Source organism: Sandaracinobacteroides saxicola, from assembly GCF_014117445.1.
GTDB classification, from domain to species: Bacteria; Pseudomonadota; Alphaproteobacteria; order Sphingomonadales; family Sphingomonadaceae; genus Sandaracinobacteroides_A; species Sandaracinobacteroides_A saxicola.
Map to the genome: position 1 here is coordinate 645,113 of NZ_CP059851.1, position 21,981 is coordinate 667,093.

At 69.0% G+C, this 21,981-nt stretch carries 22 protein-coding genes; 5 read left to right on the forward strand and 17 right to left on the reverse strand.

All coding sequences use genetic code 11. The features are described from left to right. Nucleotides 1-48: 48 nt before the first annotated feature. From H3309_RS03185 to H3309_RS03215, 7 genes are all read right to left on the reverse strand, one after another. Entirely contained in the window at nucleotides 49-2,616 is a 2,568-nt protein-coding gene (locus tag H3309_RS03185) for a TonB-dependent receptor (RefSeq protein WP_243453822.1), read from the reverse strand. A 34-nt stretch (nucleotides 2,617-2,650) separates the two neighbouring features. Then, nucleotides 2,651-3,247: a MarR family transcriptional regulator gene (locus H3309_RS03190; RefSeq protein ID WP_182297341.1), complete on the reverse strand. Its 597-nt coding sequence runs from the start codon at nucleotides 3,245-3,247 to the stop codon at nucleotides 2,651-2,653. Continuing rightward, the gene (locus H3309_RS03195) at nucleotides 3,244-4,758 is read right to left on the reverse strand and encodes an AMP-binding protein (RefSeq protein ID WP_182297342.1); all 1,515 of its coding nucleotides are present in this window, start codon (nucleotides 4,756-4,758) and stop codon (nucleotides 3,244-3,246) included. Before H3309_RS03195 ends, H3309_RS03190 begins: the two co-directional genes overlap by 4 nt. Beyond that, nucleotides 4,755-5,363, reverse strand: coding sequence for a histidine phosphatase family protein (locus tag H3309_RS03200; RefSeq protein WP_182297343.1), 609 nt, complete (start codon nucleotides 5,361-5,363; stop codon nucleotides 4,755-4,757). Before H3309_RS03200 ends, H3309_RS03195 begins: the two co-directional genes overlap by 4 nt. Before the next feature lie 77 nt (nucleotides 5,364-5,440). Next, complete coding sequence (locus H3309_RS03205; protein ID WP_182297344.1) at nucleotides 5,441-6,172, reverse strand: SDR family oxidoreductase; 732 nt, start codon at nucleotides 6,170-6,172, stop codon at nucleotides 5,441-5,443. After that, the gene (locus tag H3309_RS03210) at nucleotides 6,169-7,353 is read right to left on the reverse strand and encodes a cytochrome P450 (protein ID WP_182297345.1); all 1,185 of its coding nucleotides are present in this window, start codon (nucleotides 7,351-7,353) and stop codon (nucleotides 6,169-6,171) included. The genes H3309_RS03205 and H3309_RS03210 overlap by 4 nt, the downstream gene beginning before the upstream one ends. Continuing rightward, nucleotides 7,353-7,946, reverse strand: coding sequence for a TetR/AcrR family transcriptional regulator (locus H3309_RS03215; RefSeq protein ID WP_182297346.1), 594 nt, complete (start codon nucleotides 7,944-7,946; stop codon nucleotides 7,353-7,355). Before H3309_RS03215 ends, H3309_RS03210 begins: the two co-directional genes overlap by 1 nt. A gap of 152 nt (nucleotides 7,947-8,098) precedes the next feature. Here H3309_RS03215 and H3309_RS17535 point away from each other — a divergent pair, with 152 nt between their 5' ends. Genes H3309_RS17535 through H3309_RS03230 form a run of 3 tightly spaced genes read left to right on the forward strand, consistent with a single transcriptional unit; the run spans nucleotide 8,099 to nucleotide 12,014 of the window. Beyond that, the gene (locus H3309_RS17535; protein ID WP_182297347.1) at nucleotides 8,099-9,877 is read left to right on the forward strand and encodes a PEP-utilizing enzyme; all 1,779 of its coding nucleotides are present in this window, start codon (nucleotides 8,099-8,101) and stop codon (nucleotides 9,875-9,877) included. Continuing rightward, nucleotides 9,874-11,250 carry a PEP/pyruvate-binding domain-containing protein gene (locus tag H3309_RS03225; protein ID WP_182297348.1) on the forward strand — a complete coding sequence of 459 codons (1,377 nt, stop codon included), beginning with the start codon at nucleotides 9,874-9,876 and terminating at the stop codon, nucleotides 11,248-11,250. Before H3309_RS17535 ends, H3309_RS03225 begins: the two co-directional genes overlap by 4 nt. Further along, nucleotides 11,247-12,014, forward strand: coding sequence for an SDR family NAD(P)-dependent oxidoreductase (locus tag H3309_RS03230; RefSeq protein ID WP_182297349.1), 768 nt, complete (start codon nucleotides 11,247-11,249; stop codon nucleotides 12,012-12,014). Before H3309_RS03225 ends, H3309_RS03230 begins: the two co-directional genes overlap by 4 nt. Before the next feature lie 675 nt (nucleotides 12,015-12,689). On the opposite strand, the gene H3309_RS03235 is transcribed toward H3309_RS03230, so the two are convergent. The 10 genes from H3309_RS03235 to H3309_RS03280 all read right to left on the reverse strand — a co-directional run bounded on the left by H3309_RS03235 (nucleotide 12,690) and on the right by H3309_RS03280 (nucleotide 20,018). Further along, nucleotides 12,690-13,340 (reverse strand): PEPxxWA-CTERM sorting domain-containing protein, encoded by a 651-nt coding sequence (locus H3309_RS03235; RefSeq protein ID WP_182297350.1) that lies wholly within the window; start codon nucleotides 13,338-13,340, stop codon nucleotides 12,690-12,692. Nucleotides 13,341-13,564: 224 nt separating this feature from the next. Further along, a complete protein-coding gene (locus H3309_RS03240; protein ID WP_182297351.1) occupies nucleotides 13,565-14,122 on the reverse strand; it encodes a PEPxxWA-CTERM sorting domain-containing protein in 558 nt (185 codons plus the stop codon). A 190-nt stretch (nucleotides 14,123-14,312) separates the two neighbouring features. Further along, the gene (gene ilvD, locus H3309_RS03245; protein ID WP_182297352.1) at nucleotides 14,313-16,028 is read right to left on the reverse strand and encodes a dihydroxy-acid dehydratase; all 1,716 of its coding nucleotides are present in this window, start codon (nucleotides 16,026-16,028) and stop codon (nucleotides 14,313-14,315) included. 63 nt (nucleotides 16,029-16,091) lie between these two features. Continuing rightward, complete coding sequence (locus tag H3309_RS03250) at nucleotides 16,092-16,508, reverse strand: type II toxin-antitoxin system VapC family toxin (protein WP_182297353.1); 417 nt, start codon at nucleotides 16,506-16,508, stop codon at nucleotides 16,092-16,094. Continuing rightward, a complete protein-coding gene (locus H3309_RS03255; protein WP_182297354.1) occupies nucleotides 16,505-16,771 on the reverse strand; it encodes a type II toxin-antitoxin system Phd/YefM family antitoxin in 267 nt (88 codons plus the stop codon). Before H3309_RS03255 ends, H3309_RS03250 begins: the two co-directional genes overlap by 4 nt. Nucleotides 16,772-16,821: 50 nt before the next feature. Next, nucleotides 16,822-17,526, reverse strand: a complete 705-nt coding sequence (locus H3309_RS03260; protein WP_182297355.1) for an N-acetylmuramoyl-L-alanine amidase — start codon at nucleotides 17,524-17,526, stop codon at nucleotides 16,822-16,824. Beyond that, nucleotides 17,523-18,392 carry a DMT family transporter gene (locus H3309_RS03265; RefSeq protein ID WP_182297356.1) on the reverse strand — a complete coding sequence of 290 codons (870 nt, stop codon included), beginning with the start codon at nucleotides 18,390-18,392 and terminating at the stop codon, nucleotides 17,523-17,525. The genes H3309_RS03260 and H3309_RS03265 overlap by 4 nt, the downstream gene beginning before the upstream one ends. Beyond that, nucleotides 18,389-19,105 carry a J domain-containing protein gene (locus H3309_RS03270; RefSeq protein WP_182297357.1) on the reverse strand — a complete coding sequence of 239 codons (717 nt, stop codon included), beginning with the start codon at nucleotides 19,103-19,105 and terminating at the stop codon, nucleotides 18,389-18,391. Before H3309_RS03270 ends, H3309_RS03265 begins: the two co-directional genes overlap by 4 nt. A 26-nt stretch (nucleotides 19,106-19,131) precedes the next feature. Next, nucleotides 19,132-19,791, reverse strand: coding sequence for a LysE family translocator (locus H3309_RS03275; protein ID WP_182297358.1), 660 nt, complete (start codon nucleotides 19,789-19,791; stop codon nucleotides 19,132-19,134). Further along, entirely contained in the window at nucleotides 19,788-20,018 is a 231-nt protein-coding gene (locus tag H3309_RS03280) for a cold-shock protein (protein WP_182297359.1), read from the reverse strand. Before H3309_RS03280 ends, H3309_RS03275 begins: the two co-directional genes overlap by 4 nt. 76 nt (nucleotides 20,019-20,094) lie before the next feature. Here H3309_RS03280 and H3309_RS03285 point away from each other — a divergent pair, with 76 nt between their 5' ends. Together H3309_RS03285 and rpoH are read left to right on the forward strand one after the other, a co-directional pair. Continuing rightward, nucleotides 20,095-21,048 (forward strand): RluA family pseudouridine synthase, encoded by a 954-nt coding sequence (locus H3309_RS03285; protein WP_243453823.1) that lies wholly within the window; start codon nucleotides 20,095-20,097, stop codon nucleotides 21,046-21,048. 8 nt (nucleotides 21,049-21,056) lie between these two features. Beyond that, the gene (gene rpoH, locus H3309_RS03290) at nucleotides 21,057-21,953 is read left to right on the forward strand and encodes an RNA polymerase sigma factor RpoH (protein ID WP_182297361.1); all 897 of its coding nucleotides are present in this window, start codon (nucleotides 21,057-21,059) and stop codon (nucleotides 21,951-21,953) included. The last annotated feature ends 28 nt before the right edge of the window (nucleotides 21,954-21,981 follow it).

A 21,981-nucleotide genomic window follows, 5' to 3' on the forward strand; every position in this document is an offset into this window, starting at 1 on the left:
ATGAGCGGATTTTCCCCCGGACGGTCGGACGTCCGGGGGTGTCGCGCATCAGAACCGCATGGTACCCTCGATGCCGAAGGTGCGGGGGGCGCCGCGGCTGAGGTAATCCTGGTAGAAGGCGTTCAGGTTGAGGCCGTAGACATAGTAGAATTTGTTGCTGATGTTCTTGCCCCACAGGCTGACGCTGTATTTCTCGTCATAGGTGTAGGTCAGGCGCGCGTTGAACAGCCAGTAGCCCGGGTTGCCGCAGGCGAGTTCGGGGGTGGCGGCAAGGATGCGGGCGCCCGGCGCGGGCGCGTTGCACGGGTTCTGGTTGTAGTTTTTGAACGGGTCGAAATAATATTTGCCCATATATTGGGTGTCGCCGCGCAGGTGCAGCTTGTGCTTGTCCGCCTGAACGATGTCCCAATCGAAGCCGGCGGTGAAGGTGACGCTGGGGGCGTTCGGGAAGGGGTTGCCGTTGATGTTGAGCGTCAGCGCGCTGGGGTCGGCGGGGTTGACCTTGTTGCCCTTATACTGGCTGTTGAGGAGGCCGAGCGCGGCGTCGATCTTGAACCCGTCGGCCAGTTGCGCCTGGAGTTCCGCCTCTCCACCATAGATGCGGCCCTTGGCGGAGCGCAGGAAGCTGGTGGCGCCGATGATCTGGGCGATCTGCTGGTTGCTGTAGTCATAGTAGAAACCGGCGAGGTTCAGCTGCACCCGGCGGTCGAGGAAGCGGGTCTTCAGGCCGGCCTCGTAGGCGTTCACCTGTTCGGGTTGCAGGTAATAGACCTGGCTGATGTCTTGGTAGGCGAGGCCGTTGTAGGCACCGGCGCGGTAGCCGCGCGAGTAGCTGATGTAGCCGAGGACATCGTCCGCGAACTTGTAGTCGAGCACGGCGCGGCCGCTGACCCGGCCGGTCTTTTCCTGCTGCCGGACGGTGGGCAGCGCGGCATTGTAGGGGAAGCTGTAGGGCACGGTGGAGGCGATGATGCCCTTGCCCGACAGGTCATAGACGACGGTGCGCGCGTCCTTGTAGCGCACCGTGTCCCAGGTGTAGCGCAGGCCGACCGTCAGGCTGAGCGCGTCGGTGAGGTCGTAGGCGAGCTCCCCATAAAGCGCGGTGGAGGGGCGCTGTACGGTGTAGCGCTGCTCGGCGAGGATCGGCCCGAACGGCGGCGCGCCGGCGGCGAAGCAGGCGTTCTGCGCGGCGTTGCCGGCGGCGGAGTTCGTCGCGGCGACGTCGGCCTGGAAGGCGATCAGGGTGCGTGCGTCATAATAGCCATTGGGGTTGATGACGATGGGCGCGCAGAAGCCGGGCGACGCCGGGGTGAGCGCGGGGTTGAGCAGGAAGGCCGGGATGGTTTTCAGCGAGTTGCCGACCGCGATCGGGATGTTGTTGAAGCTGCCGGGAATGCCCAGGCCGGTGAGGACGGGTCGGAGGAAACCGAAGAAGTCGGGCTGGTTGACGGTTTTGATGGTGTCGATGCCGAAATAGGCGCCGGCGATGATGCGGAACCTGTCGCCGGTGTAGTTGAGCCGCAGGTCCTGGTTGAAATTGTCGGATTTGCTGTCGTAGCGGATGGCGCAGACATTGTTCGGCGAGCCGTCGCAGTCGAAGGGCGAGAGCTTGTATTTGCTGCTGTCGTAACCGGTGATCGAGGTGAGGGTGAGCTTGTCGTTCAGCTCGAACGCGATGCTGAGCGAGGCGCCGACCGAGGAGGTGAAATAGCGGCCCGCCGTGTCGGCCTGCACCTCATTCTGTTTCAGGATGCGGCCGCCGAGTTCCGGGCGGGGGACGAAGCGGGAGTAGCCGCCGGCATCGGTGCGGTTCTGCAGGTAGCCGATGCCATAGGGCAGGTCCTGCCAGGGGTTGTTGCGGGCGCCATAGACTTTGAAATTGATGTCGACGCTGTCGCCGCGGTAGCGGGCGGACAGGCGGCCGCCGATATTGTCGGTGGTGGCGAAATCGCGGTTCAGCGTGGGGTTGTAGGTATAGCCGTCACCGCGGGCGAAGGTGCCGGCGATGCGGATGCCAAATTTGTCTGGCACGAGCGTGGCTTCGGCCGCGGCCTGGGCGGTGAAGGTGTTGAAGCGGCCGAAGCCGAGGGTGACGGTGCCGTTGTCCGCGCCGAGGCCGGGCTTTCGCGTGATGAAGTTGATGGCGCCGCCGGTGGTGTTGCGGCCATAGAGCGTGCCCTGCGGACCGCGCAGCACCTCCACCCGTTCGAGGTCATAGAGCTGCTGGCCGTGGCTGGCGCGGAAGCTCTGGTAGACTTCATCGACATAGACGCCGACGGGGGAGGCGGTGGAGGCGGAGAATTCATTGGCGACCGAGATGCCGCGCAGCGAGAAGTTGGGCTGGGTGGTGCCATAGGGCGTGGTGACCTGGAGGTTGGGGAGCGAGCCCATCAGGTCGCTGGTTTGCGCGATGCCGCGCGCCTGCAACTGTTCATAGCCGAAGGCGCTGACCGCGGCGGGCACGTCCTGCAGGTTCTGGGCGCGTTTCTGGGCGGTGACGACGATTTCCTCCAGGCCGGTGTCGGCGGGGGCCGCGGCGGTTTGCGCCATGGCGACAGTCGAGAGCGCGGTGGTGCTGGCGAGCATCATCAGGCGCAGGGTCATTTTGTGGGTCATGTTCTTCCTCCCGGTTTTATTGTGATGGTTTTGGTCATGCGCGGCCCGCGGCTGCTTCGGCGGCGCGGGTTCGGCCGGACAGGCGGATCAGCTCTTCGTGCAGCTCGAACCAGACGCTGTGGTAGCTGTCGAGGAGCGGGGCGGCCATGAAGCGGATGTCGCCGGCGGTGAGGCGGGCGAGGGCGGTGGCGAAGCGCGGTGTGTAGCGGGCGAGGCGGGGGGCGAGGGCGGCGGCCGCCGCGACGATGGGGGTGAGGCGCGCGTGGATGCCGGCGAGGCGGGCGAGGATCGCGGCGTCGTAGGCGGCGTCGGCGTGGTCGTTGGGCTGTCCGTCGCGGAGTTGCCAGTCGGCGACGAGTGCCTTGAAGGCGGCGTTGATGGCGTGGAAGCTGTCGTAGAGCGCGGCGGCGGCGATGGGATCGGCGGCGGCGCGTTCGGCGGCGAGGGCGGCGTCGGCGGCGGCCTGGCCGGCGGGGCTGAGGCGGGCGCCGAGTTTGGTGGCGGTGGCGAGACCGGCGGTTTCGAGGGTGGCGAGGTCGGCGGCGGGGTCGCGGCCGAGCACGTCGGGGAGCGCCTCGGGCTTGGCAAAGCCCTTGAGGCGGAGCGCGATGAGGAGGTCGGGCGCGGTCATGCGGCGGCTTTCAGCGCGCGGGCGCAGTGGCCGCGGTCGGGGCGGGCGGCCCAGTCGCGCTTGAGCGTGGCCTTGTCGAGCTTGCCGGTCTCGGTGCGGGGCAGTTGCGCCACGAAGGCGAGCCAGCGCGGGCGCTTGGGCGGTGAGAGCAGCGCGGCGAGGGCGGCGAGGAGGCCGGGCGTGTCCTGGGGCATGCCGGGTTCGAGCTGGACGAGGGCCTGGACGGCTTCGCCGAGGTCGTCGTCCGGCACGCCGAACACGGCGCAATCGGCGACGCCCGGTTGTGCCATCAGCGCGTCCTCGATCTCGCGCGGGTAGATGTTGACGCCGCCGCTGATGATGGTGAAGGCGCGGCGGTCGGTGAGGTAGAGGTAGCCGTCGGCATCGACATGGCCGATGTCGCCCATGGTGGCCCAGCCCTGGGCATTGTGCGCGGCGGCGGTCTTTTCGGGGGCGTTGTGGTAGGCGAGGCCGCCGCTGCCGGAGAAATAGACCATGCCCGTCTGGCCGGGCGGCAGTTCCTGGCCGGCGTCGTCCAGGATGTGGATCTTGCAGCCATGGGCGCGGCCGGCGGTACCGGGGCGGGCGAGCCATTCGGCGCTGGTCGCATGGGTGAAGCCGACGCTTTCGGTGCCGCTGTAATATTCGTGGAGGATCGGCCCCCACCAGTCGATCATGGCGCGCTTGACGTGCGGCGGGCAGGGGGCGGCGCCGTGGATGGCGCGGATATGGCTGGAGAGGTCGTGCGCGGGCCGCGGGTTGAGGGCGAGCAGGCGGACGAACATGGTCGGCACCCACTGGCTGTGGGTGACGCGGTGGGTTTCGATGAGCGCGAGCGCCTGCGCGGCGTCAAACTTTGCCATGCCGATGACGGTGCCGCCGACGCGGAGCAGGTTCATGGCGAAGCGCAGCGGCGCGGCGTGATAGAGCGGGGCGGGGGTGAGGAAGATGCTGCCATCGTCGAGACCGAACAGCAGGCGGGCGCGTTCGACGCGGCGGGCCTCGCTGCCGAGCGGCGCGAGGGTGAGGGCGCGCTTGACGCCCTTCGGGCGGCCGGTGGAGCCGCTGGTGTAGAGCATGTCGCCCCCTTCCAACGCCGGGGCGGGGGGTGCGGTGGTGGGGGCGAGGGCATCGGCGAGGGAGAGGATGGTGAGGGGAAGGCCGGCAGCGGCGGTGGCGGCGATTGTCTGGTGCGGGGGGTCGGTGATCAGGGCCCTGGCGCCGGAATCGGCGAGGAGGTAGGCGAGTTCGGGGACGGTCGCTTTCGCTGGGAGGGGGAGATAGTAGAGCCCGCTGCGCTGCGCGGCCCAGGCGGCGGCGAAGAAGGCGGGGCTGTTGTTCAGGAGAAGGGCGACCGTGTCGCGCGGTTGCAGGCCGAGGGCGTGCAGGCGGGCGGCGGCGTGGGCGGATTGCTGGTCGAGATCGGCGTAGCTGAGGCGGTCGTCGTCGATGATGACGGCGGCGCGGCCGGGATCGCGCGCGGCGATGGTGGCGGGGGAGAGGCCGCTCATGCCGGCACGCGCGCCGCAGCGACGTTGGCAGCGGCGATGTGCGCGGTTTCGTTGATGCTGTAGGGGGTCAGGCGTTTCAGCGTGCGGGCGCCGAGGCGGGTGACGGAGCCATAGCCGAGCACGAAGCGCGCCTCCCCCGGGATGCGGAGCGCGTGGCTGAGCAGGATGTTGATCGGGAAGCCGTGGGTGAAGACGGCAACGGTGCTGCCGCCGCCGGCGAGGATGGCGGCGAAACCGGCGAGGACGTCGGCGCGGAAGGCGGCGGCATCGACGCCGAAATAGGGCAGCGGATCGGTGAGGAAGCGCAGCCATTCGTCGCGGCCGCGGGCGCGGACGGTTTCCAGGCTGGCGTAGCGGCCGGTGAGGCGGTCGGTCTCGGCGATCAGAGGCTGCGGTTCGATGGGGAGGCTGAGGGCGCGGGCGAGCGGGGCGGCGGTGGCATCGGCGCGGATCATGCCGCTGGAGACGATGCGGTCGATGGGTTCGGCCGCCAGCAGGTTGGCGGTGATGGAGGCCTGGACCTGGCCTTCGGGCGACAGCGGCGGATCGCCGGCGAGGTCGGGGCCGACGAGCGGCTGGCCGTGGCGGATGAGGATCAGTTGCATGGGATCAGCGCTGCCACCATGCGAAACTGATATCAGCGTCACTTTGTTGGGCAAAGCTGGCGGAGAGGAGAGGCATGTCAGGCGCTCCGCAGCGCGTGGTAGCCGCCGTCGACCTTCAGCTCGATGCCGTTGACCCAGCGGCTGGCGCGCGACAGCAGCCAGCGCACCGCTTCGGCGATCTCGTCCGGGCGGCCATGGCGCCCGGTGAGGGCGGCGGCGGCGTCGAGCCGGTCCTTGCCGATGCTCGCCTCGAAATCCCTGAGGATGGGGGTCTCGACCGGGCCGGGGGAGACGGCGTTGACGCGGATGCCGCGCGGGTGGAGCGCGGCGGCGGCCATCGACGCCCAGACGAGGGCGCCGCGTTTCGAGATCTGATAGGCCTCCACACCGTCCACGGTGGCGGCGATGGCGTTGGCGGCTTGCGCGCCGCCCTCGATCAGGGCGCGCACCTGCGGTTCGGGCCAGAGGCAGCGGTGGCCGGTGACGCTGGCGACGATGACGATGGCGGCGCCGTCCGCCAGTTTTGGTTCAAGCAGGTGGTTGAGCCGCGCCGGGGCGACGGTGTTGACGGCGAGGATGACCGCCGGGGGCGCGGTGCCGGGGACGCCGGCGACATGGGCGATGCCGGTGAGCGGCCCTTCGATTCGGGCCGCGGCGGAGTCAATGGCGGCGATGTCCGACAGGTCGGCGACGATGTCGGCGCCGGGGGTGCGGTCCAGCGTGAGGACGGTGTGGCCGTCGCTGCGCAGTTGCGCGGTGAGGGCGGCGCCGATGCCGCTCATGGCGCCGGTGACGAGGATGCGGCTCATGCCCATTCCACCATCAGGCGGTGGGTGGCGGCGAACCAGTTGCTGGGGTTGCGGGTGGCGGGTTCGACGATGGCGACCCGGGCGATGCGGCGCAGGAAGCTTTCCAGGAACAGCCGGGTTTCCAGGCGGGCGAGGTGGGCGCCGATGCAGAAATGCGCGCCGGCGCCGAAGCCGACATGCGGATTGGGGTGGCGGCCGGGGTCGAAGATGTCCGGGTCGGCGAAGACGCGCTCGTCGCGGTTGGCGCTGTTGAACCAGAGCACGACCTTGTCGCCGGCGCGGATCGGCTGATCGCAGAGCGTCATGTCCTCCATCGCGGTGCGGCGCATCTGGAGCACCGGGGAGACGAAGCGGCACATTTCCTCCACGCATGACCCCACCAGGGTCGGGTCGGCGCGCAATCTGTCGAGCGCGCCGGGTGTTTCGACCAGCGCCTCCAGGCCTTCCGCCAGCAGGAAGCGCGTGGTTTCGTTGCCGGCGACGGTCAGCAGCATGAAATAGGCGTCGAGGATCTCGTCGCGGTGGGGGCCGTCGAAATGGCCGGCCAGCGCGCTTGCCACATCGTCGGCGGGGGAGAGCCGCTTGCCGTCGGCCAGCGTACGGAAATAGCGGAACAGGGCGGCGCGGGCTTCGGCCTGCTCGGTGTCGGTGGCGTGCACGTCGCTCATGGCGTTGGCCCAGCGGGTCAACTGCGGCGCGTCGGCGTCGGGCACGCCCAGCACCTCGGCGATGACGATCATCGGCAGTTGCAAGGCGATCGTTTCGACGAAATCGAAGGGGCGGTTGACGGGGGCGGCATCGATCAGCCGGTCGACGATGGTGGCGATGCGGTCGCCGTGGCGGGCCATGGCGGCGCGTCTGAAGGCGTCGAGGCCGGGGGCGCGCAGCGGGCCGTGGATCGGCTGGTCGGCGTTGTGGACGCTGGGGTGGCCATGGCCCTCGGCGCGCTTGTCCTTGATCTGGGTGCCGCGGCCCGACCCCAGCCGGCGGTTGTCCCGCGCGGCGGTGACGACATCGGCGTGGCGGGTGAGGTTCCAGAAGCCCTGGCCGCCCGGCTCCGGGTTCCAGAACGGCGGCGCCCGGTCGCGCAGGCGCCGGAACAGCGCGGCTTCCTGGCGCCGCGCGAAGACCGAGGTGTCGAGCAGGTCGATCGGCGGATGGGCAAGCGCGGCGGTGGCCATCAGTCGGGCGCCTTTGCGAACAGGGTGCGATACCAGATGCGGCCGCAGACCCGGCCCAGGTCGTCCAGCTGCTCGGGACGGGGGCGGACGCGGGCGAGCCCGACCTGGACATAGGCGAGCTGTTCGCCCATCGAGCCGAGGGCTTCGGCGGTGAGCGCGGGATCGATGCCGGCATCGATCAGGCCGTCGGCGCGGAGCCGGGTGAGCCAGGCGGTGTTGCGTTCCGCGAAGATGCCGCGGATCTGCAACCAGAAGTCGAGGAAGCCGCCGGCGTCGCCCGCGGCCGCTGCCTCCCGCGCGACACGCAGCAGGTGGCGGTGGTCGGCGTAGAGGTGGAAGAAGGCGATGTTGCGGCGGATGAGGTCGGCCTCGGTCGGCACGCGCCCGGCGCCGGGTTCGCGGCTGGTGCGGGCCGAAATCTCCCGATACAGCCCTTCGAGGACGGCGAGCAGGATCGCCGATTTGTCCGCGAAGTGGCGGTAGAAGTTGCCGTGGCTGGTGTGGGCCAGCGCGACGATGTCGGCAACGCGGGTGCGTTCGAAGCCATAGTTGGCGAAACATTCCGCCGCGGCCGCCAGCAGGCGTTCACGCATGGCGGCGCCCTTGCGTGTGGCGGGCGCCTCCTGCGGGATTTGGCGGGCTGTTTCCACGATCACCCTCGTGCACGATGATGCTTGGCAAAAGATGATACGGATGTCATTTATTCGCGCAAGCGAAAAGCGCGGGCGAAGTCGGGGAGGCGGATTTGGCGGAGCATTATGATGGCGCGCGGGCGGTGGCGACCGTGACCGCGGAAAGTGCCGCCGCCGGCCGTTGGATCGTGGATAATGCGCCGTCGCCGCGCTACCCGATCTATACCCGGGCCAATGTGGGCGAGGTGTTTCCCGAGGTGGTGCAGCCGCTGAGCTGGACGCTGTGGGGCATCCGCCATGCCGAGCCGGGCTGGCGGGAGGCGTTCGCCAATCTGGGGGCGTTCGACCTCACTGAGTTCACGCCGGACCGGATGGAGGTGCTCGGTGTGTTCGGTGGCTATTGCTATCTGAATGTCTCGGCGAGCCGGATCTTTGGCACGCGGACGCCCGGGATGTCGGCGGAGGCGATCGACGCCAGCTTCTTTGGCGGGCAGCCGGATGTCCCGGCCTATGTGGAGGCGGCAACGGACGTGTCGGCCGTGCACAGCGAGCGGCTGGGCGCGATGCTGGGGTGGCTGTTCAGCGTGGAGTCGCTGCCCGACCTGGATGCGATGCGCGCCGAGGTGGAGGGCTGGCGGGCGGCGCGGCCCGACCTGGGCACGGCGGACGATGCGGCGCTGCTGGCGCATGTGGAGGCGCTGTGCGCGGCGATGTTCCGCAAGCTGTGGGTGCGGCATATCGAGGCGACCTATCACAGCATGATCCCGGCCGGCGTGATCGCCGGGGTGTGCGCCGCGGTCGGCCGGGGGGAGCTGGCGGCGGACATATTGACCAGTGATGCGCTGGTGGATTCGGCACGGCCGGCGCATGCGCTGTGGGCATTGTCGCGGCAGGTGAAGGCATCGCCGGTTCTGGGGGCGCTGTTCGATGCCGGGGCGGACGGGTTGGAGGCTCGGCTGCGGCGCCACGCGCCGGATTTCGCGGAAGCGTTCGATGGCTTTCTGCGCGCGTTCGGCTTTCGCGGGCCGATGGAGTGGGAAATGCGCAGCCGCGCCTGGGAGATCGACCGGGCGACTCCGCTGGCGGCGATCGAGCGGATGCGCGGGGCGGGGGATGATGAATCGCCGGCGGCGCGTGCAGAGCGGCGGCAGGTGGCGAAGGCGGCGGCGGTTGCCGATGTGGAAGCGCTGTTGGCGGGCGACGAGGCGACGCTGGGACAGTTCCGGGCGGCGGTGGCGGCGGCGGGGCGGTTTTTCGCTGCAAGGGAGCGGACCAAGACCAGCGCGGCGATGCTGATCCACGAAATGCGGATGGCGATGTGGGAGCTGGGGGCGCGGTTCGTGGCGCGGGGGCTGTTCGAGCGGGCGGACCAGTTCGGGTTGCTGACGCTGGATGAGTGGCGGGCGGCGCTGGCGGATGCGTCGGGCGTGGCGGCGACTGTCGCGGCGCGGGGGGCGGAGGAGGCGCGGCTGGCGGCGCGGGAGCCGCCGTTCATCGTGGATGGTGTGGTGCCGCCGCTGGACTCGTTCCGGGTGCGGGGCGGTGGTGCTGCCGAGGGCAAGGCAGCGTCTGGAGCGCTGTTGCAGGGGGTGCCGGGCTGTGCCGGCGTGGCGCGGGGCGTGGCGCGGATCGTGCATGATCCGGCGGAGCCGGGCGACATGGAGCCGGGGGATATCCTGGTGGCGCCGCATACCGACCCGGCCTGGACTCCGCTGATGGCGGCGGCGGGCGCGGTGGTGGTGAATGTGGGGGCGACCGTCAGCCATGCGGTGATCGTGGCGCGCGAGCTGGGGGTGCCGTGCGCGGTGAGCGTGACGGGGGCGACGGCGCTGATCCCCGAGGGGGCGATGATCGAGGTGGACGGCGGCGCGGGGACGGTGCGCATCCTGTGATCTACGGCTTCGACCATCCGCATGCCGACAGGGAGACGGCGACGAGGCTGGTGGGTGGCAAGGGCGCGAGCCTGTGGGCGATGACGCGGCTGGGGCTGCCGGTGCCGCCGGGGTTTACCATCGGCATCGGCGCCCAGCCGGCGGCGGCCGAGGTGGATGCGGCGCTGGCGCGGCTGGAGGCGGCGGTCGGCAGGGGGCTGGCGGACGCGGCCGCGCCGCTGCTGCTGAGCGTGCGGTCGGGGGCGGTGCAGTCGATGCCGGGGATGATGGACACGGTGCTGAACCTGGGGCTGACTCCGGCCATGGTGGCGGCGGGTGGGGCGTTCGAACGGGCGGCCTGGGCGCGGTTCGTGTCGGGCATGGGGGATGTGGAGGCGGCGGTGCTGGCGGAGCCGCGGCGGGCGCTGGCGGCGGCGATTCACGCGGTGCAGGCGTCGTGGCACAGCGAGCGGGCGCGGGCCTATCGCGCGCATGCCGGGCTGGGGGATGGTGGCGGCACGGCGGTGACGGTGCAGGCCATGGTGTTCGGCAACCGGGATGCGCGTTCTGCCACCGGGGTGGCGTTCAGCCGCTGCCCGACGACGGGGGCGCTGGGGCCTCGCGGTGATGTGCTGTTCGAGGCGCAGGGGGAGGAGGTGGTAAACGGCAGCCGGGCGACGCTGCCGCTTGCGGCGCTCAGCGAGCGGCTGCCGGCGGTGGCGGCGGAATTGCTGGCGGCGATCCGGATGCTGGAGGTGCATTATCGCGACCTGGTGGATGTGGAGTTCACCATCGAGAGCGGGAAGCTGTGGGTGTTGCAGGCGCGGACGGGCAAGCGGAGCGCGGCGGCGGCGGCGCGGATCGCCGTGGAACTGACGGAGGACGCGGAGATCGGGTTGGCCCGGGCGGAGGCGCTGGCGCGGGTGCCGGCGGAGGCGCGGCCGCGGCTGACACGGGCGGCGGGGGTGGCGCCGCTGGCGGTGGGTCTGGCGGCCTCTCCGGGCCTGGCGAGCGGGCGGATCGCGATGAGCTGTGACGCGGCGATCGAGCTGGCGGAGGGCGGCGAGGCGGTGATCCTGGTGCGGGCGGAGACGAGCCCGGAGGATGTGCATGGCATGGGGGTTTCGGCGGGGATTTTGACGACGCTGGGCGGCCCGATGAGCCATGCGGCACTGGTGGCGCGGGAATGGGGCCTGCCGGCGGTGGTGGGGGCGACGGGCGTGGGGCTGACCGGCGAGGGCGTGCGGATGGGCGGGCGGTTGTTCGCGCCGGGCGAGGTGATCAGCGTGGACGGCAGCACGGGCGAGGTGTTCGCCGGCGTGGTGGCGGGTGAGGTGATCGAGGATCCATGGAGCGCGACATTGCGCGGTTGGCGAGAGGGAGAGGCGGCATGAGCGGGCGGTTGGCGGGGAAAAGCGCGATCATCACCGGGGCGACGGGGGGGATCGGCAGCGCGACGGCGGAGACGTTTGCGCGGGAGGGAGCCAAGCTGTTGCTGGTGGGCAGGGATGCCGGACGGCTGGAGGCACTGGCGGCGCGGTTGCCGGGTGAGCACGCGACCTTTGTGGGGCGGGTGGCGGAGGAGGCGGATGTCGAGGGCTATGTGGCGGCGGCGCGGGCACGGTTCGGGCGGATCGACGTGCTGTTCGCCAATGCCGGCGACGAGGGGGCGGTGAAGCCGCTGTCCGCGCTGACGGTGGCGGAATGGGACCATGTGCAGGCGGTGAATGTGCGCGGGCCGTGGCTGGCGATCAAGCATGCGGCGCCGCTGATGGCGGAGGCGGGGGGCGGCTCGATCGTCCTGACGTCCTCGGTGGCGGGGTTGATCGGCTTTCCGGGGCTGGCGGCCTATGCGGCATCGAAGCATGCGATGGTGGGGCTGACCAAGGTGGCGGCGCTGGAGTTCGGGCCGGCGAAGGTGCGGGTGAATGCGGTGTGCCCGGCGCCCATCGACAATGCGATGATGGCGTCGGTGGAGCGGCAGGTGGCGCCGGACTCGCCCGAGGCGGCGCATGCGATGTTCGCGACGATGAACGCGCTGAAGCGATATGGGACGAACCAGGAGGTGGCGAACATCGTGCTGTTCCTGGCGAGTGACGAGGCGGAATTCTGCACGGGGACGGCCTATCCGGTGGATGGCGGGTTTTTGGCGATCTAGGCCGAAGGCGGCTGAAAATAGCGCGCAGCGCTATTTTCAGACTCGCCGCAGGCCTGGCCGGCGTGCGGTTGGCCGGTGGCCAACCGACACGTCCGACAGCGTGGCTTGGCCACGCTTTTTTTGTTCTTTCTTCCTTTTCTTCTTTCGCTCGCTCCGCCTCGACCGCTGCCCGAGTTCGCGCGGCTTGGCCGCGCAGGGGCGGTGGTTCGGGGTTGGTGCGGACGCGCTGGCCCCCTCCGTCAGGCTTTGCCTGACACCTCCCCCGCAGGCGGGGGAGGGGCTTTGGCGCTGGAGCCGATAGTGTGAGCGGAGTGTCGAATGGGCCCCGGGCCCCGGGTCGAGCCCGGGGTGACGGGGGCTGTTGGTTTGTTGCGGATAGGAAATCTGGAAGGTTTTTCGCAAAAAGTGACAGCCTGAATCAAGGGCTTAGCGATTTCGGAGAGTTCGGGACCGGTGTTGAGCGCTATAATCTACAGGAAGCAGAAACAACCTGGTCATGGCGCTTGGTGGCGCCAGGTTAAAAGCGCTCAATAACCATTGTGGTTATCACAGCACGCTGCGTTTTGCAAGTCTTTTCCTGCAACTGGCAATGATGGCCGCATGTCATTCCGCGACGCGCCGCAGCACGAAAAAGGGGCCGCCCGTTGCCGGACGGCCCCTTTTTCTGTCCTGCGCTCAGGCGGTGACGGTGGTGCGGCGGCGGAGCGAGGCGCCGACGAGGCCGAAGCCGAGGATCATCATGGCCCAGGTAGCGGGTTCCGGAACGGCGGTGCCGATGGTGAGGCCCGACCAGAATTCCGTGGTGTCCGTGCGCAGCGTGACGCTGGTGAAGGTGCCGGTCAGGCGCAGGATGCCATGGGCTTCGCCGGCGGTGACGCTGTTGCCGCTGAGCGTGAAGACGCCGTTGCCGAAAAAGCCCTGACCCTGGTCGACGATGGAAACCGGCGCGCCGAAGGTCCATTGCGTGGGGACGTTGGTTCGGCCGAGGCTGATCACCGCGATGTAGGGGTTGGTGACGGCCGACGAGAAGGTGATGGTGTGGGTGACGCCGTCGCCATTGGGAGCGATGAAATCGACATTGCCGGGGACGTTGGAGACGCCGTCATAGGCGGCCCAGGGCGAGCCGCCGTTGAGCCAATAGTTGGTGCCGACGTTGTTGATCTGCGCGTTGTGCAGCGGGCCGTCGATGGCGACAGTGACGGCGCCGATGGTGCCGGTGGCGCCTGCGACCGATGCGCTGTTCCAGCTGGCCCAGTTGATGGCGGCGCTGGCGGGCAGGGCGACCGCGGCGACCGCGGTGGCAGCGATGATCGAGGTGACTTTCATGTCCGAACTCCTGGAAGCAAAACTCTTCGCCGAGAGTAAAGCAATTATCGTGCCACCTGCATGAATGCAAATTACCCTGTGTTTTCAGCATTGCCGACGGCGTAGATTGTTGTCCGCTGTCAAGATGGGCGACTTACATGGTTAACGCCTTGTGGCAATCGGGCGACGGCATGAAAAAGGGCCGCCCGTTGCCGGACGGCCCCATTTTTTCGCTGTCCTTGCGCTCAGGCGGCGAGGGCGCGACGGCGGCGCAGGCCGGCGCCGACGAGGCCGAAGCCGCTGATCAGCATGGCCCAGGTCGAGGCTTCGGGCACGGCGCCGAAGACGAAATTGTCGGCGCTCCAGTAGCCGTCCGACAGGCCATTGCTGAGCGTGACGCTGCTGCCGGTCTGGTTGACGACATAGGTGGTGAGCGTGGGGGTGTAGTTCACCGTCGCGCCACCGGCGGTCATCGAGGCGGCCGTGGCGGAGGAATACCAGGAGATGGCAATGTCGAAGCTGATCAGCTTGAACGAGCCGCCGCCGGCCTTGGTAATGGTCCAGCCCGCGTTGTTGCCGAAGAAGCCCGAAGAGATCAGGTTGATCGTGCCATTGCTGTTCGGCGAGCTGCCGTCCCAGAGATAATTATAGGCATCCTGATTTGACGTGAAGGTGTAGCCGCTATCGGTAAAGCCCGTGCCACTGGCATAATAGTTTTGCGACTGAGTGTCGAAGGTGACCGTTGTGACCGCAGCGGCCGGGGCCGCGAGGGCAAGGGCGGCGGCGACGAATAGGGTTTTCATGATGCTCTCCTGTTGGTTGCGGGCCATCGCTGGCTGCGCCCATGGCGATGCAAATAAGGTGCCAAGCGGCATTCTTGCTGCCACTTGTTTGCGATCAACGACTTGGCGACAAAGATCGAGTATCGGGCCGGCTGGAAATGTAAGGATTTCCGACATTTTGGATGCGTGATGCCTGGCGGCAGGCGGGCTGTCAGATGTCCGCGAACTGGTGGGTTTCCGTTTTGCCACCGGGGTGCGTGAGCGCGCCGCTGCGGGCCGGGCCGACGGTGCGGCTGTAGCGCCAGAGCGCGCCGGACTGGTAATCGTGGGCGCGGGGTTGCCAGGCGGCGCGGCGGGCGGCGAGGGTGGCGTCGTCGACATGCAGGTCGATGCTGCCGCGCACGGCATCGATGCTGATGCGGTCGCCATCCTGAACCAGCGCGATGGGGCCGCCGTCTGCCGCCTCCGGGCCGACGTGCCCGATGCAGAAGCCGCGGGTGGCGCCGGAGAAACGCCCATCGGTGATGAGGGCGACCTGGTCCCCCATGCCCTGGCCATAGAGCGCCGCGGTGGTGGCGAGCATTTCGCGCATACCGGGGCCGCCCTTGGGCCCCTCGTAACGGATGATGATGACGTCGCCGGGGGTGATCCGGCGGGCTTCGACGGCGGCGAAACAGTCTTCCTCGCAATCGAAAACGCGCGCAGGGCCTTCGAAGCTGAGCATGGCGAGGCCGGCGACCTTGACGATGGCGCCGTCCGGGGCGAGCGAGCCTTTGAGGCCGACGACGCCGCCGGTGGGGGTGATGGGGCTGCTGACCGGGTAGATCACCTTCTGGTCGGGGTTCCAGCTGATGCGGTCGATGTTTTCGGCGAGGGTGCGGCCGTTGACGGTGAGGCAGTCCCCGTGGAGGAAGCCGCCGTCCATCAGGGTTTTCATCACCATGTAAACGCCGCCGGCATCGTGCATGTCCCGCGCGACATAGCGCCCGCCGGGTTGCAGGTCGGCGATGTAGGGGGTGGATTTGAAGATGTCGGCGACGTCGAACAGGTCGAAGTCGATGCCGGCCTCGCTCGCCATGGCGGGGAGGTGGAGGGCGGCGTTGGTGCTGCCGCCGGTGGCGGCGACGACGCGGGCGGCATTTTCGAACGCCTGGCGGGTGCAGATGGCGCGGGGGCGGAGGTTCGATTCGAGCAATGCCATGATGGTGCGGCCGGCATCGGTGGCGATATCGGCGCGGCTGGCATAGGGGGCGGGGGCCATGTTGCTGTTGGGGAGCGACAGGCCGATCGCCTCGGCGACGCAGGCCATGGTGTTGGCGGTATATTGGCCGCCGCAGGCACCGTGGCCGGGGCAGGCGACCTTTTCCATCGCGGTCAGTTCGCTGAGCGGGCAGGTGCCGGCGGCGTGGCGGCCGACGGCCTCGAACATGTCCTTCACCGTCACGTCCTGGCCGTTGAAGACGCCGGGGAGGATGGAGCCGCCATAGACGAAGATCGAGGGGACGTTGAGGCGGAGCATGGCCATCATCATGCCGGGGAGGGACTTGTCGCAGCCGGCGAAGCCGACGAGCGCGTCGTAGCAGTGACCGCGGACGCTGAGCTCGATCGAGTCGGCGATGACTTCGCGGCTGACCAATGAGGATTTCATGCCCTGGTGGCCCATGGCGATGCCATCGGTGACGGTGATGGTGTTGAAGCGGCGGCCCATGCCACCGGCGGCGTTGACTGCAGAGCGGGCGATTTCGGCCTGGGCGTCCAGCGTGGTGTTGCAGGGGGCTGAATCGTTGCCGGCGCTGACGACGCCGACGAAGGGGCGGGCGATTTCCTCCTCGGTGAGGCCCATGGCGTAATAATAGCTGCGGTGCGGGGCCTTGGCGGGGCCGACGCTGACGTGGCGGGAGGGGAGATGGGATTTGTCGATGGGCATGCTGGGGTTCCCGCTGTTTGCCGGCGTTATTGGCGGCGTGGGGCGGGGCGTCAAGCGCGGTCCTCAGGGTGTGGTGGCGGCAATGCCCAGCGTGGTGGCGGCGCGGGCCATGGCGGTGTCGCGGGTGAGAAGGGTGGCGGCGAGGCGTTGGCACTGGGCGAGGTGAATCGCGTCCGGCATGCGGAGCGCCAGGTCGGGGTGGCGGCAGAGGGTGGTGGCGGTGGTGAGGTCGGTGGGGGTGATGGCGGGGATGTCGTCGGCGTCGGCGAACCAGGCGTCGAGTTGTTCGAGCAGCGCCAGAACGGTTTCGGCTTCGATCGCTCGCGTGCGTGCCTTGCAGAGAATGGCCGACGAGCATTCGCCGCGAACCAGCTCGTTCGCCGCGATCGCGGGCGCAGCGAGGATTTGGTGATATACCCATGAGGCATCTGGTTCAGCGGCGAAATGCGCGACCAGCGCGCTCGAATCGAAGAAGATCATTCCCAGGGGAGGCCGTCGTCATGGCCACGCATGCCGCGGATCATCGCCACCGAATCGGACTGCGGCGGCAGGGTTTGCGCGAAGGCGCGGATACGGTCGTTCAGCGCTTTGCGACGAGCCTGTTTTTCGGCAGCCTCGTCGATGGGGGTGACGGTGGCGACGGGTTTGCCGTTGCGGGTGATGGTGATGATTTCGCCGGCCTCGACGCGGCGGAGCATGGCGGGGAGTTGGTCCTTGGCTTGGGCGACGCTAAGGCTGGCCATTTTGGATTCCTTTGGATGGCCATCTCTTATGGAGGAAGATGGCCAGATTTTCAACTGTTGGCGTTTAACCGGGAGGCTTCCTCGGCGAGGAGGGTGAAGAGGATGGCGCGGGTTTCGCCGTCCACGGCGCCATCGAAGAAGGCGGGGCGGAAGCGGCGCTGGAAGGCGCGGGTGGCGGCGACCGGGTCGGTCACGTCATAGCCGAAGCGTTCGAGGCTGAGATAGAAGGCGGCGTCGGGCCAGAGCGGGTCGACAAGCAGACGGTCCGGGCGGGCCAGCGCGAGGCGGTGGCGGGCGAGCAGCGGCCAGTCGAACAATTCGCCGGGGTCGTCCTTGCGCGTGGGGGCGATGTCGGAGTGGCCGACGACCATGGCGCGGTCGATGCGGTGGCGGGCGCTGATCGCCTGCACCAGGCGGACGACGCGGGCCATCTGCACGCGCGGGAAGGGGCGGTAGCCATGTTCGTGGCCGGGGTTGGCGATCTCGATGCCGACGCTGGCGCTGTTGATGTCGGTGATGTCGTGCCAGCGGCTCTTGCCGGCGTGCCAGGCGCGGTCGGCCTCGTTCACCAGGCGGAAGACGCGGCCATCCTCCTCCACCAGATAGTGGCTGCTGACGCGGGCGTCGGGGTCGCGCAGCCGTTCCAGCGCGCCGCTGACCATGCCGGTGTAATGCAGGACGATCATGCTGACCGGCAGCGCGCGCGTGTCGAAATTGGGACTGGGGGCTTCGGTGATGCCGTCGAACCAGCTCATGCCGCGTCCTCCCTTTTCTGTGCCGTGCGGAGCGCGATGATGGCGACGCCGACGAGGGTGAGCAAGCCGCCGGCGACGAGCTGGAGGGTGATCGGCGTGGGATAGACGAACAGGGCGAGGATGACGCTGAGCAGCGGGGTGGGGAGCGTGAGCGGGGTGATGGTGCTGACCGGGTAGCGTTGCAGCAGCCAGGCCATGCCGACATGGCCGATCAGCGAGGCGAACAGCGCGGAGTAGGTGATCCAGCCGATCGAGGCCAGCGTGATGCCGCCGAGGCCGGCGACGGCGCCGGGTTCGAAGGCAAGGCTGGCGAGGAACAGCGGCGGCACGCTGACCAGCGCCACCCAGCCGTAGAGGTTGAGGACATGGACGCCGGTGAGCTTGCGGTAGCCGAGGTTGCCGATGGCCCACAGCAGGCTGCCGAGGATGGCGAAGAACAGCGCCCAGCGCTCATCCACGATGTGCGGGTCGAAGGCGAGGACGGCGACACCGAGGAAGGCAAGGAGGATGCCGAGCGTGCGTTTCCAGCGGATGCGCTCCCCAAAGACCAGGATGGCGAGGATGAGGCTGAAGGGCACGCCCAATTGCCCGGCGATGGCGATGGCGGAGACATTGTCGGCAAGGTGGAAGCCGATGGCGCCGATGCCGAAGCTGCCGGCGCCGGCGACAAGGCCTGTGCCGATCAGCAGCGGCATGCGGCCGGGCACCCAGCGCATCCAGGGCAGGCAGATGGGAACGACCATCAGGAAGCGCAGGCCGACCGCCAGCAGCGGCGGGACGGCGGTGACCGATTCCTTGAGCGCGACGGTGTTCAGGGCCCAGATGATGTTGATGAACAGCATCAGCGCGAGGTGGCGTGGCTTCATGCCGGGACCTTGGTGAGGGCGGCATAGGCGGCGTTGATCGCGGCCATGCGGGCTTCGGCGACGCGGATGAACTCGGGCGGGGTGCCCTCGGCGATGTGGCGGTCGGGGTGATGTTGCTTGACAAGGGCGCGCCAGGCGGCGCGGATGGTGGCGTCGTCGCTGCCGGCGGGGATGCCGAGGATCACCCAGGGGTCGTCGGGGGCGGAGGCGATGTGGCGCGCCTTGATGCGGGCCCAGTCGCGCGGCGAGAAGCCGAAGATGACGGCGACGGCATCGAGGAAGATAATCTCGTCGGGATGGACGCCGTCGACGGTGGCGATGAGCAGCAGCGCCTCGAGCAGGTCCTCGAGCACGGGGGAGGCGGGGCCGAGCAGTTCGGCGGCCTGGCGGGCGTAGCTTTCATAGCCCGCGACCGATTGTTGCGCGGTGCGGTAGAAGCGTTCGGCATTGGCGCGTTCGGCCTCCGGCACATGGAACAGGCGCTGGAAGCTGGCGAATTCGTTGGCGCTGACGAAGCCGTCGGCGCGGGCCATCTTTGCCGCGAGCGCGATGGCGGCGATGGTGAAGGCGACCTGCGCGCGCTGCGGATCCTGACGCCGCACCGCGATGGCGCGGTCGATGCCGCCGCCGATGGCGGCGCCGGCGAGCGCGCCGAGCGGGCCACCCAGTGCCAGGCCGGCGGCGGTGCCGAGGATGAGCGCCCAGATGGCCATTGGCGGTTCTTAGGGGGGCGGCGCGGTCAAATCCACCCCGCCGCCTGCATGGCTGACCCCAGCGCGGCGAGGCCGAACAGCGCCAGCAGCGCGGCGGCGGCATGGTTGATGAGGAGCAGGTGGTGATCGGTGAGGCGGCCGCGCAACTGCCGCGCGATCAGGCACACGACGCCCCACCAGAGCATCGAGCCGGCGAAGGCACCGGCGACGAGAAGCCCGCTGTTCAGCCGGGCGGCGAAACTGGCGTGGCCGAGATTCTCGACGCCGACCGCGGCGACGGCGCTGGCGAAGAACAGGAGGGTCGCCGGGTTGGTGATGGTCATGGCCAGGACGGCGAGCGCGACGCGGCGGGCGGGGATGGGTTTGGCGTCCGGCGCGTCGAGATGCGGGTGGGTGCGCCACAGCAGCACGGCGAACAGCAGCATGGCGGTGCCGCCGATGAACCGCAGCGGGACGACATGCGCGTCCATCAGGCTGGCGAGCGCGCCGAGACCGAAGGCGGCCACCGTGGCGAACAGCGCGTCGCCCAGCGCCGCCCCCAGGCCGATGCCCAGCGCGGGGCGGCTGCCGCCGCTGAGCGCGCGGCGCAGCACGATGAGGTTGACGGGGCCGAGCGGGGCGGCGGCGGCGAAGCCGATGAGCAGGCCGGCGGGAAAATGCCAGGGGATGTCGAACAGGGTGGTCAAGCGCGGCGTTTCCGCGGCCGCTCGGCAAGGCGGATGCCGAAGGCGGTCAGGCGGCCATCGCCGGTCTGCGTCAGCTCGAAATCGACGCGGGCGCCGGGCACGAGGGTGGTGAGCCCGGTTTCGCCGAGCGTGCTGATGTGGACGAAGACGTCACGCGGGCCGAGATGGGGGCGGATGAAGCCGAAACCGCGTTCTTCGTCGAACCAGAGCACCTCGCCGCTTGCCATGACGCGCTCTTAGCGAAGCGGGCGCCGGACGCCAACCGCTTGAACGGGCGGCGGGGCGGCATACATGGCGGGTCTGATGACGGGGGCCGCGACAGTGGAAAGCGTGACGCTGGGCGCGGAGGCGCGGGGGCTGCGGCTCGACCGGGCGCTGGCGCTGGCCTTGCCGACGCTGAGCCGGGAGCGGCTGAAGGCGCTGGTCAGCAGCGGGCAGGTGGCGGCGGGAGAGCGGCTGCTGCGCGACCCGGCGATGAAGGTGAAGGGTGGCGAGGCGCTCCGCATAACCGTGCCGGTGCCGGTGGCGGCGGAAGCGGTGGCGCAGGACATATCGCTGACCATCATTTTCGAGGATGAGCATCTGCTGGTGGTGGACAAGCCGGCGGGGCTGGTGGTGCATCCGGCGGCCGGCAACCTGGACGGCACGCTGGTGAACGCCCTGCTGCACCATTGCGCCGGGCGGCTGTCGGGCATCGGCGGGGTGGCGCGGCCGGGGATCGTGCACCGCATCGACAAGGACACGTCGGGGCTGCTGGTGGTGGCGAAGACCGATCCGGCGCATGTCGGCCTGTCGGCACAGTTCGCGCGCCACAGCATCGTGCGGCGATATCTGGCGGTGGTGGCGGGGACGCCGGTGCCGCCGGCGGGGCGGATCGAGACCCATCTGGCGCGCAGTGCCGCCAACCGGCAGAAGGTGGCCGTGGTGGCGGCGCCGGCGGGGAAGCATGCGGTGACGCATTACCGCAACCTGACGCCGCTGAAGGTCGCGACGCTGGTGGAATGCCGGCTGGAGACCGGGCGGACGCACCAGGTGCGGGTGCACATGGCGCATATCGGCCATCCGCTGGTGGGTGACCCGGCCTATGGCCGGCGGCTGGGGCAGCATGCGGCGATCCTGAGTGAGCTGGGCTTCGCGCGGCAGGCGCTGCATGCCGAGACGCTGGGGTTCGAGCATCCGGTGCACAAACAAAAACTGTCTTTCGAAAGCCCGCTGCCGGCGGATATTCAGGAACTGGTCAGCAGGCTGACGCTTTAGGAAAAACCATGGCAACCAATCTTCCCGCCACCATCCCCTCGCTTGGCGCCGAGGCCAGCCTGAACCGCTATCTGAGCGAGATCCGGAAGTTTCCGATCCTGCAGCCGCAGGAGGAATATATGCTGGCGAAGCGCTGGCAGGAGCATGAGGACCCGAAGGCGGCGGCGAAGCTGGTGACGAGTCACCTGCGGCTGGTGGCGAAAATCGCCATGGGCTATCGCGGCTATGGCCTGCCGGTCAGCGAGCTGATCGGCGAGGGCAACATCGGCCTGATGCAGGGCGTGAAGAAGTTTGAGCCGGACCGGGGCTTCCGGCTGGCGACCTATGCCATGTGGTGGATCAAGGCGAGCATCCAGGAATATATCCTGCGCAGCTGGAGCCTGGTGAAGATGGGCACCACCGCGGCGCAGAAGAAGCTGTTCTTCAACCTGCGGCGGATGAAGGGCAAGCTGAACGCGCTGGAGGACGGCGACCTGCGGCCGGAGGACCGGTTGAAGATCGCAACCGACCTGGGCGTGACCGAGGCCGAGGTGGATTCGATGAACCGCCGCATGGCGATGGGCGGGGATACCAGCCTGAACGCCAGCCTGCGCGAGGATGGCGAGGGCGAGTGGCAGGATTGGCTGGCAGACGAGGGCCCGACACAGGACGTGATCGTGGCCGATGCGCAGGAGAGCGACATCCGCCACCGGCTGCTCGCCGATGCGATGGACGCATTGAACGAGCGGGAGAAGCACATCCTGACGCAGCGCCGGCTGGTGGAAGAGCCACAGACGCTGGAGGATCTGAGCCAGGAATATGGCATCAGCCGCGAGCGGGTGCGGCAGATCGAGGTGCGGGCGTTCGAGAAGTTGCAGAAGCGGATGCGCGCGCTGGCGACGGAGCAGCGGCTGATCGAGGCCTGAGGCCGTGGTCCCGGATGCGCCGGCATCC

Excerpts from the sequence above, each read along its gene's own strand:
- rpoH (WP_182297361.1), top strand. The coding sequence starts at position 21,057 with ATGGCAACCAATCTTCCCGCCACCATCCCCTCGCTTGGCGCCGAGGCC.
- H3309_RS03230 (WP_182297349.1), top strand. The coding sequence starts at position 11,247 with ATGAGCGGGCGGTTGGCGGGGAAAAGCGCGATCATCACCGGGGCGACG.
- H3309_RS03255 (WP_182297354.1), bottom strand. The coding sequence starts at position 16,771 with ATGGCCAGCCTTAGCGTCGCCCAAGCCAAGGACCAACTCCCCGCCATG.
- H3309_RS03195 (WP_182297342.1), bottom strand. The coding sequence starts at position 4,758 with ATGAGCGGCCTCTCCCCCGCCACCATCGCCGCGCGCGATCCCGGCCGC.
- H3309_RS03200 (WP_182297343.1), bottom strand. The coding sequence starts at position 5,363 with ATGCAACTGATCCTCATCCGCCACGGCCAGCCGCTCGTCGGCCCCGAC.
- H3309_RS03185 (WP_243453822.1), bottom strand. The coding sequence starts at position 2,616 with ATGACCCACAAAATGACCCTGCGCCTGATGATGCTCGCCAGCACCACC.
- H3309_RS03285 (WP_243453823.1), top strand. The coding sequence starts at position 20,095 with ATGACGGGGGCCGCGACAGTGGAAAGCGTGACGCTGGGCGCGGAGGCG.
- H3309_RS03210 (WP_182297345.1), bottom strand. The coding sequence starts at position 7,353 with ATGGCCACCGCCGCGCTTGCCCATCCGCCGATCGACCTGCTCGACACC.
- H3309_RS03260 (WP_182297355.1), bottom strand. The coding sequence starts at position 17,526 with ATGAGCTGGTTCGACGGCATCACCGAAGCCCCCAGTCCCAATTTCGAC.
- H3309_RS03215 (WP_182297346.1), bottom strand. The coding sequence starts at position 7,946 with ATGCGTGAACGCCTGCTGGCGGCCGCGGCGGAATGTTTCGCCAACTAT.
- ilvD (WP_182297352.1), bottom strand. The coding sequence starts at position 16,028 with ATGCCCATCGACAAATCCCATCTCCCCTCCCGCCACGTCAGCGTCGGC.
- H3309_RS03250 (WP_182297353.1), bottom strand. The coding sequence starts at position 16,508 with ATGATCTTCTTCGATTCGAGCGCGCTGGTCGCGCATTTCGCCGCTGAA.
- H3309_RS03205 (WP_182297344.1), bottom strand. The coding sequence starts at position 6,172 with ATGAGCCGCATCCTCGTCACCGGCGCCATGAGCGGCATCGGCGCCGCC.
- H3309_RS03270 (WP_182297357.1), bottom strand. The coding sequence starts at position 19,105 with ATGGCCATCTGGGCGCTCATCCTCGGCACCGCCGCCGGCCTGGCACTG.
- H3309_RS03280 (WP_182297359.1), bottom strand. The coding sequence starts at position 20,018 with ATGGCAAGCGGCGAGGTGCTCTGGTTCGACGAAGAACGCGGTTTCGGC.
- H3309_RS03240 (WP_182297351.1), bottom strand. The coding sequence starts at position 14,122 with ATGAAAACCCTATTCGTCGCCGCCGCCCTTGCCCTCGCGGCCCCGGCC.
- H3309_RS03265 (WP_182297356.1), bottom strand. The coding sequence starts at position 18,392 with ATGAAGCCACGCCACCTCGCGCTGATGCTGTTCATCAACATCATCTGG.
- H3309_RS03235 (WP_182297350.1), bottom strand. The coding sequence starts at position 13,340 with ATGAAAGTCACCTCGATCATCGCTGCCACCGCGGTCGCCGCGGTCGCC.
- H3309_RS03190 (WP_182297341.1), bottom strand. The coding sequence starts at position 3,247 with ATGACCGCGCCCGACCTCCTCATCGCGCTCCGCCTCAAGGGCTTTGCC.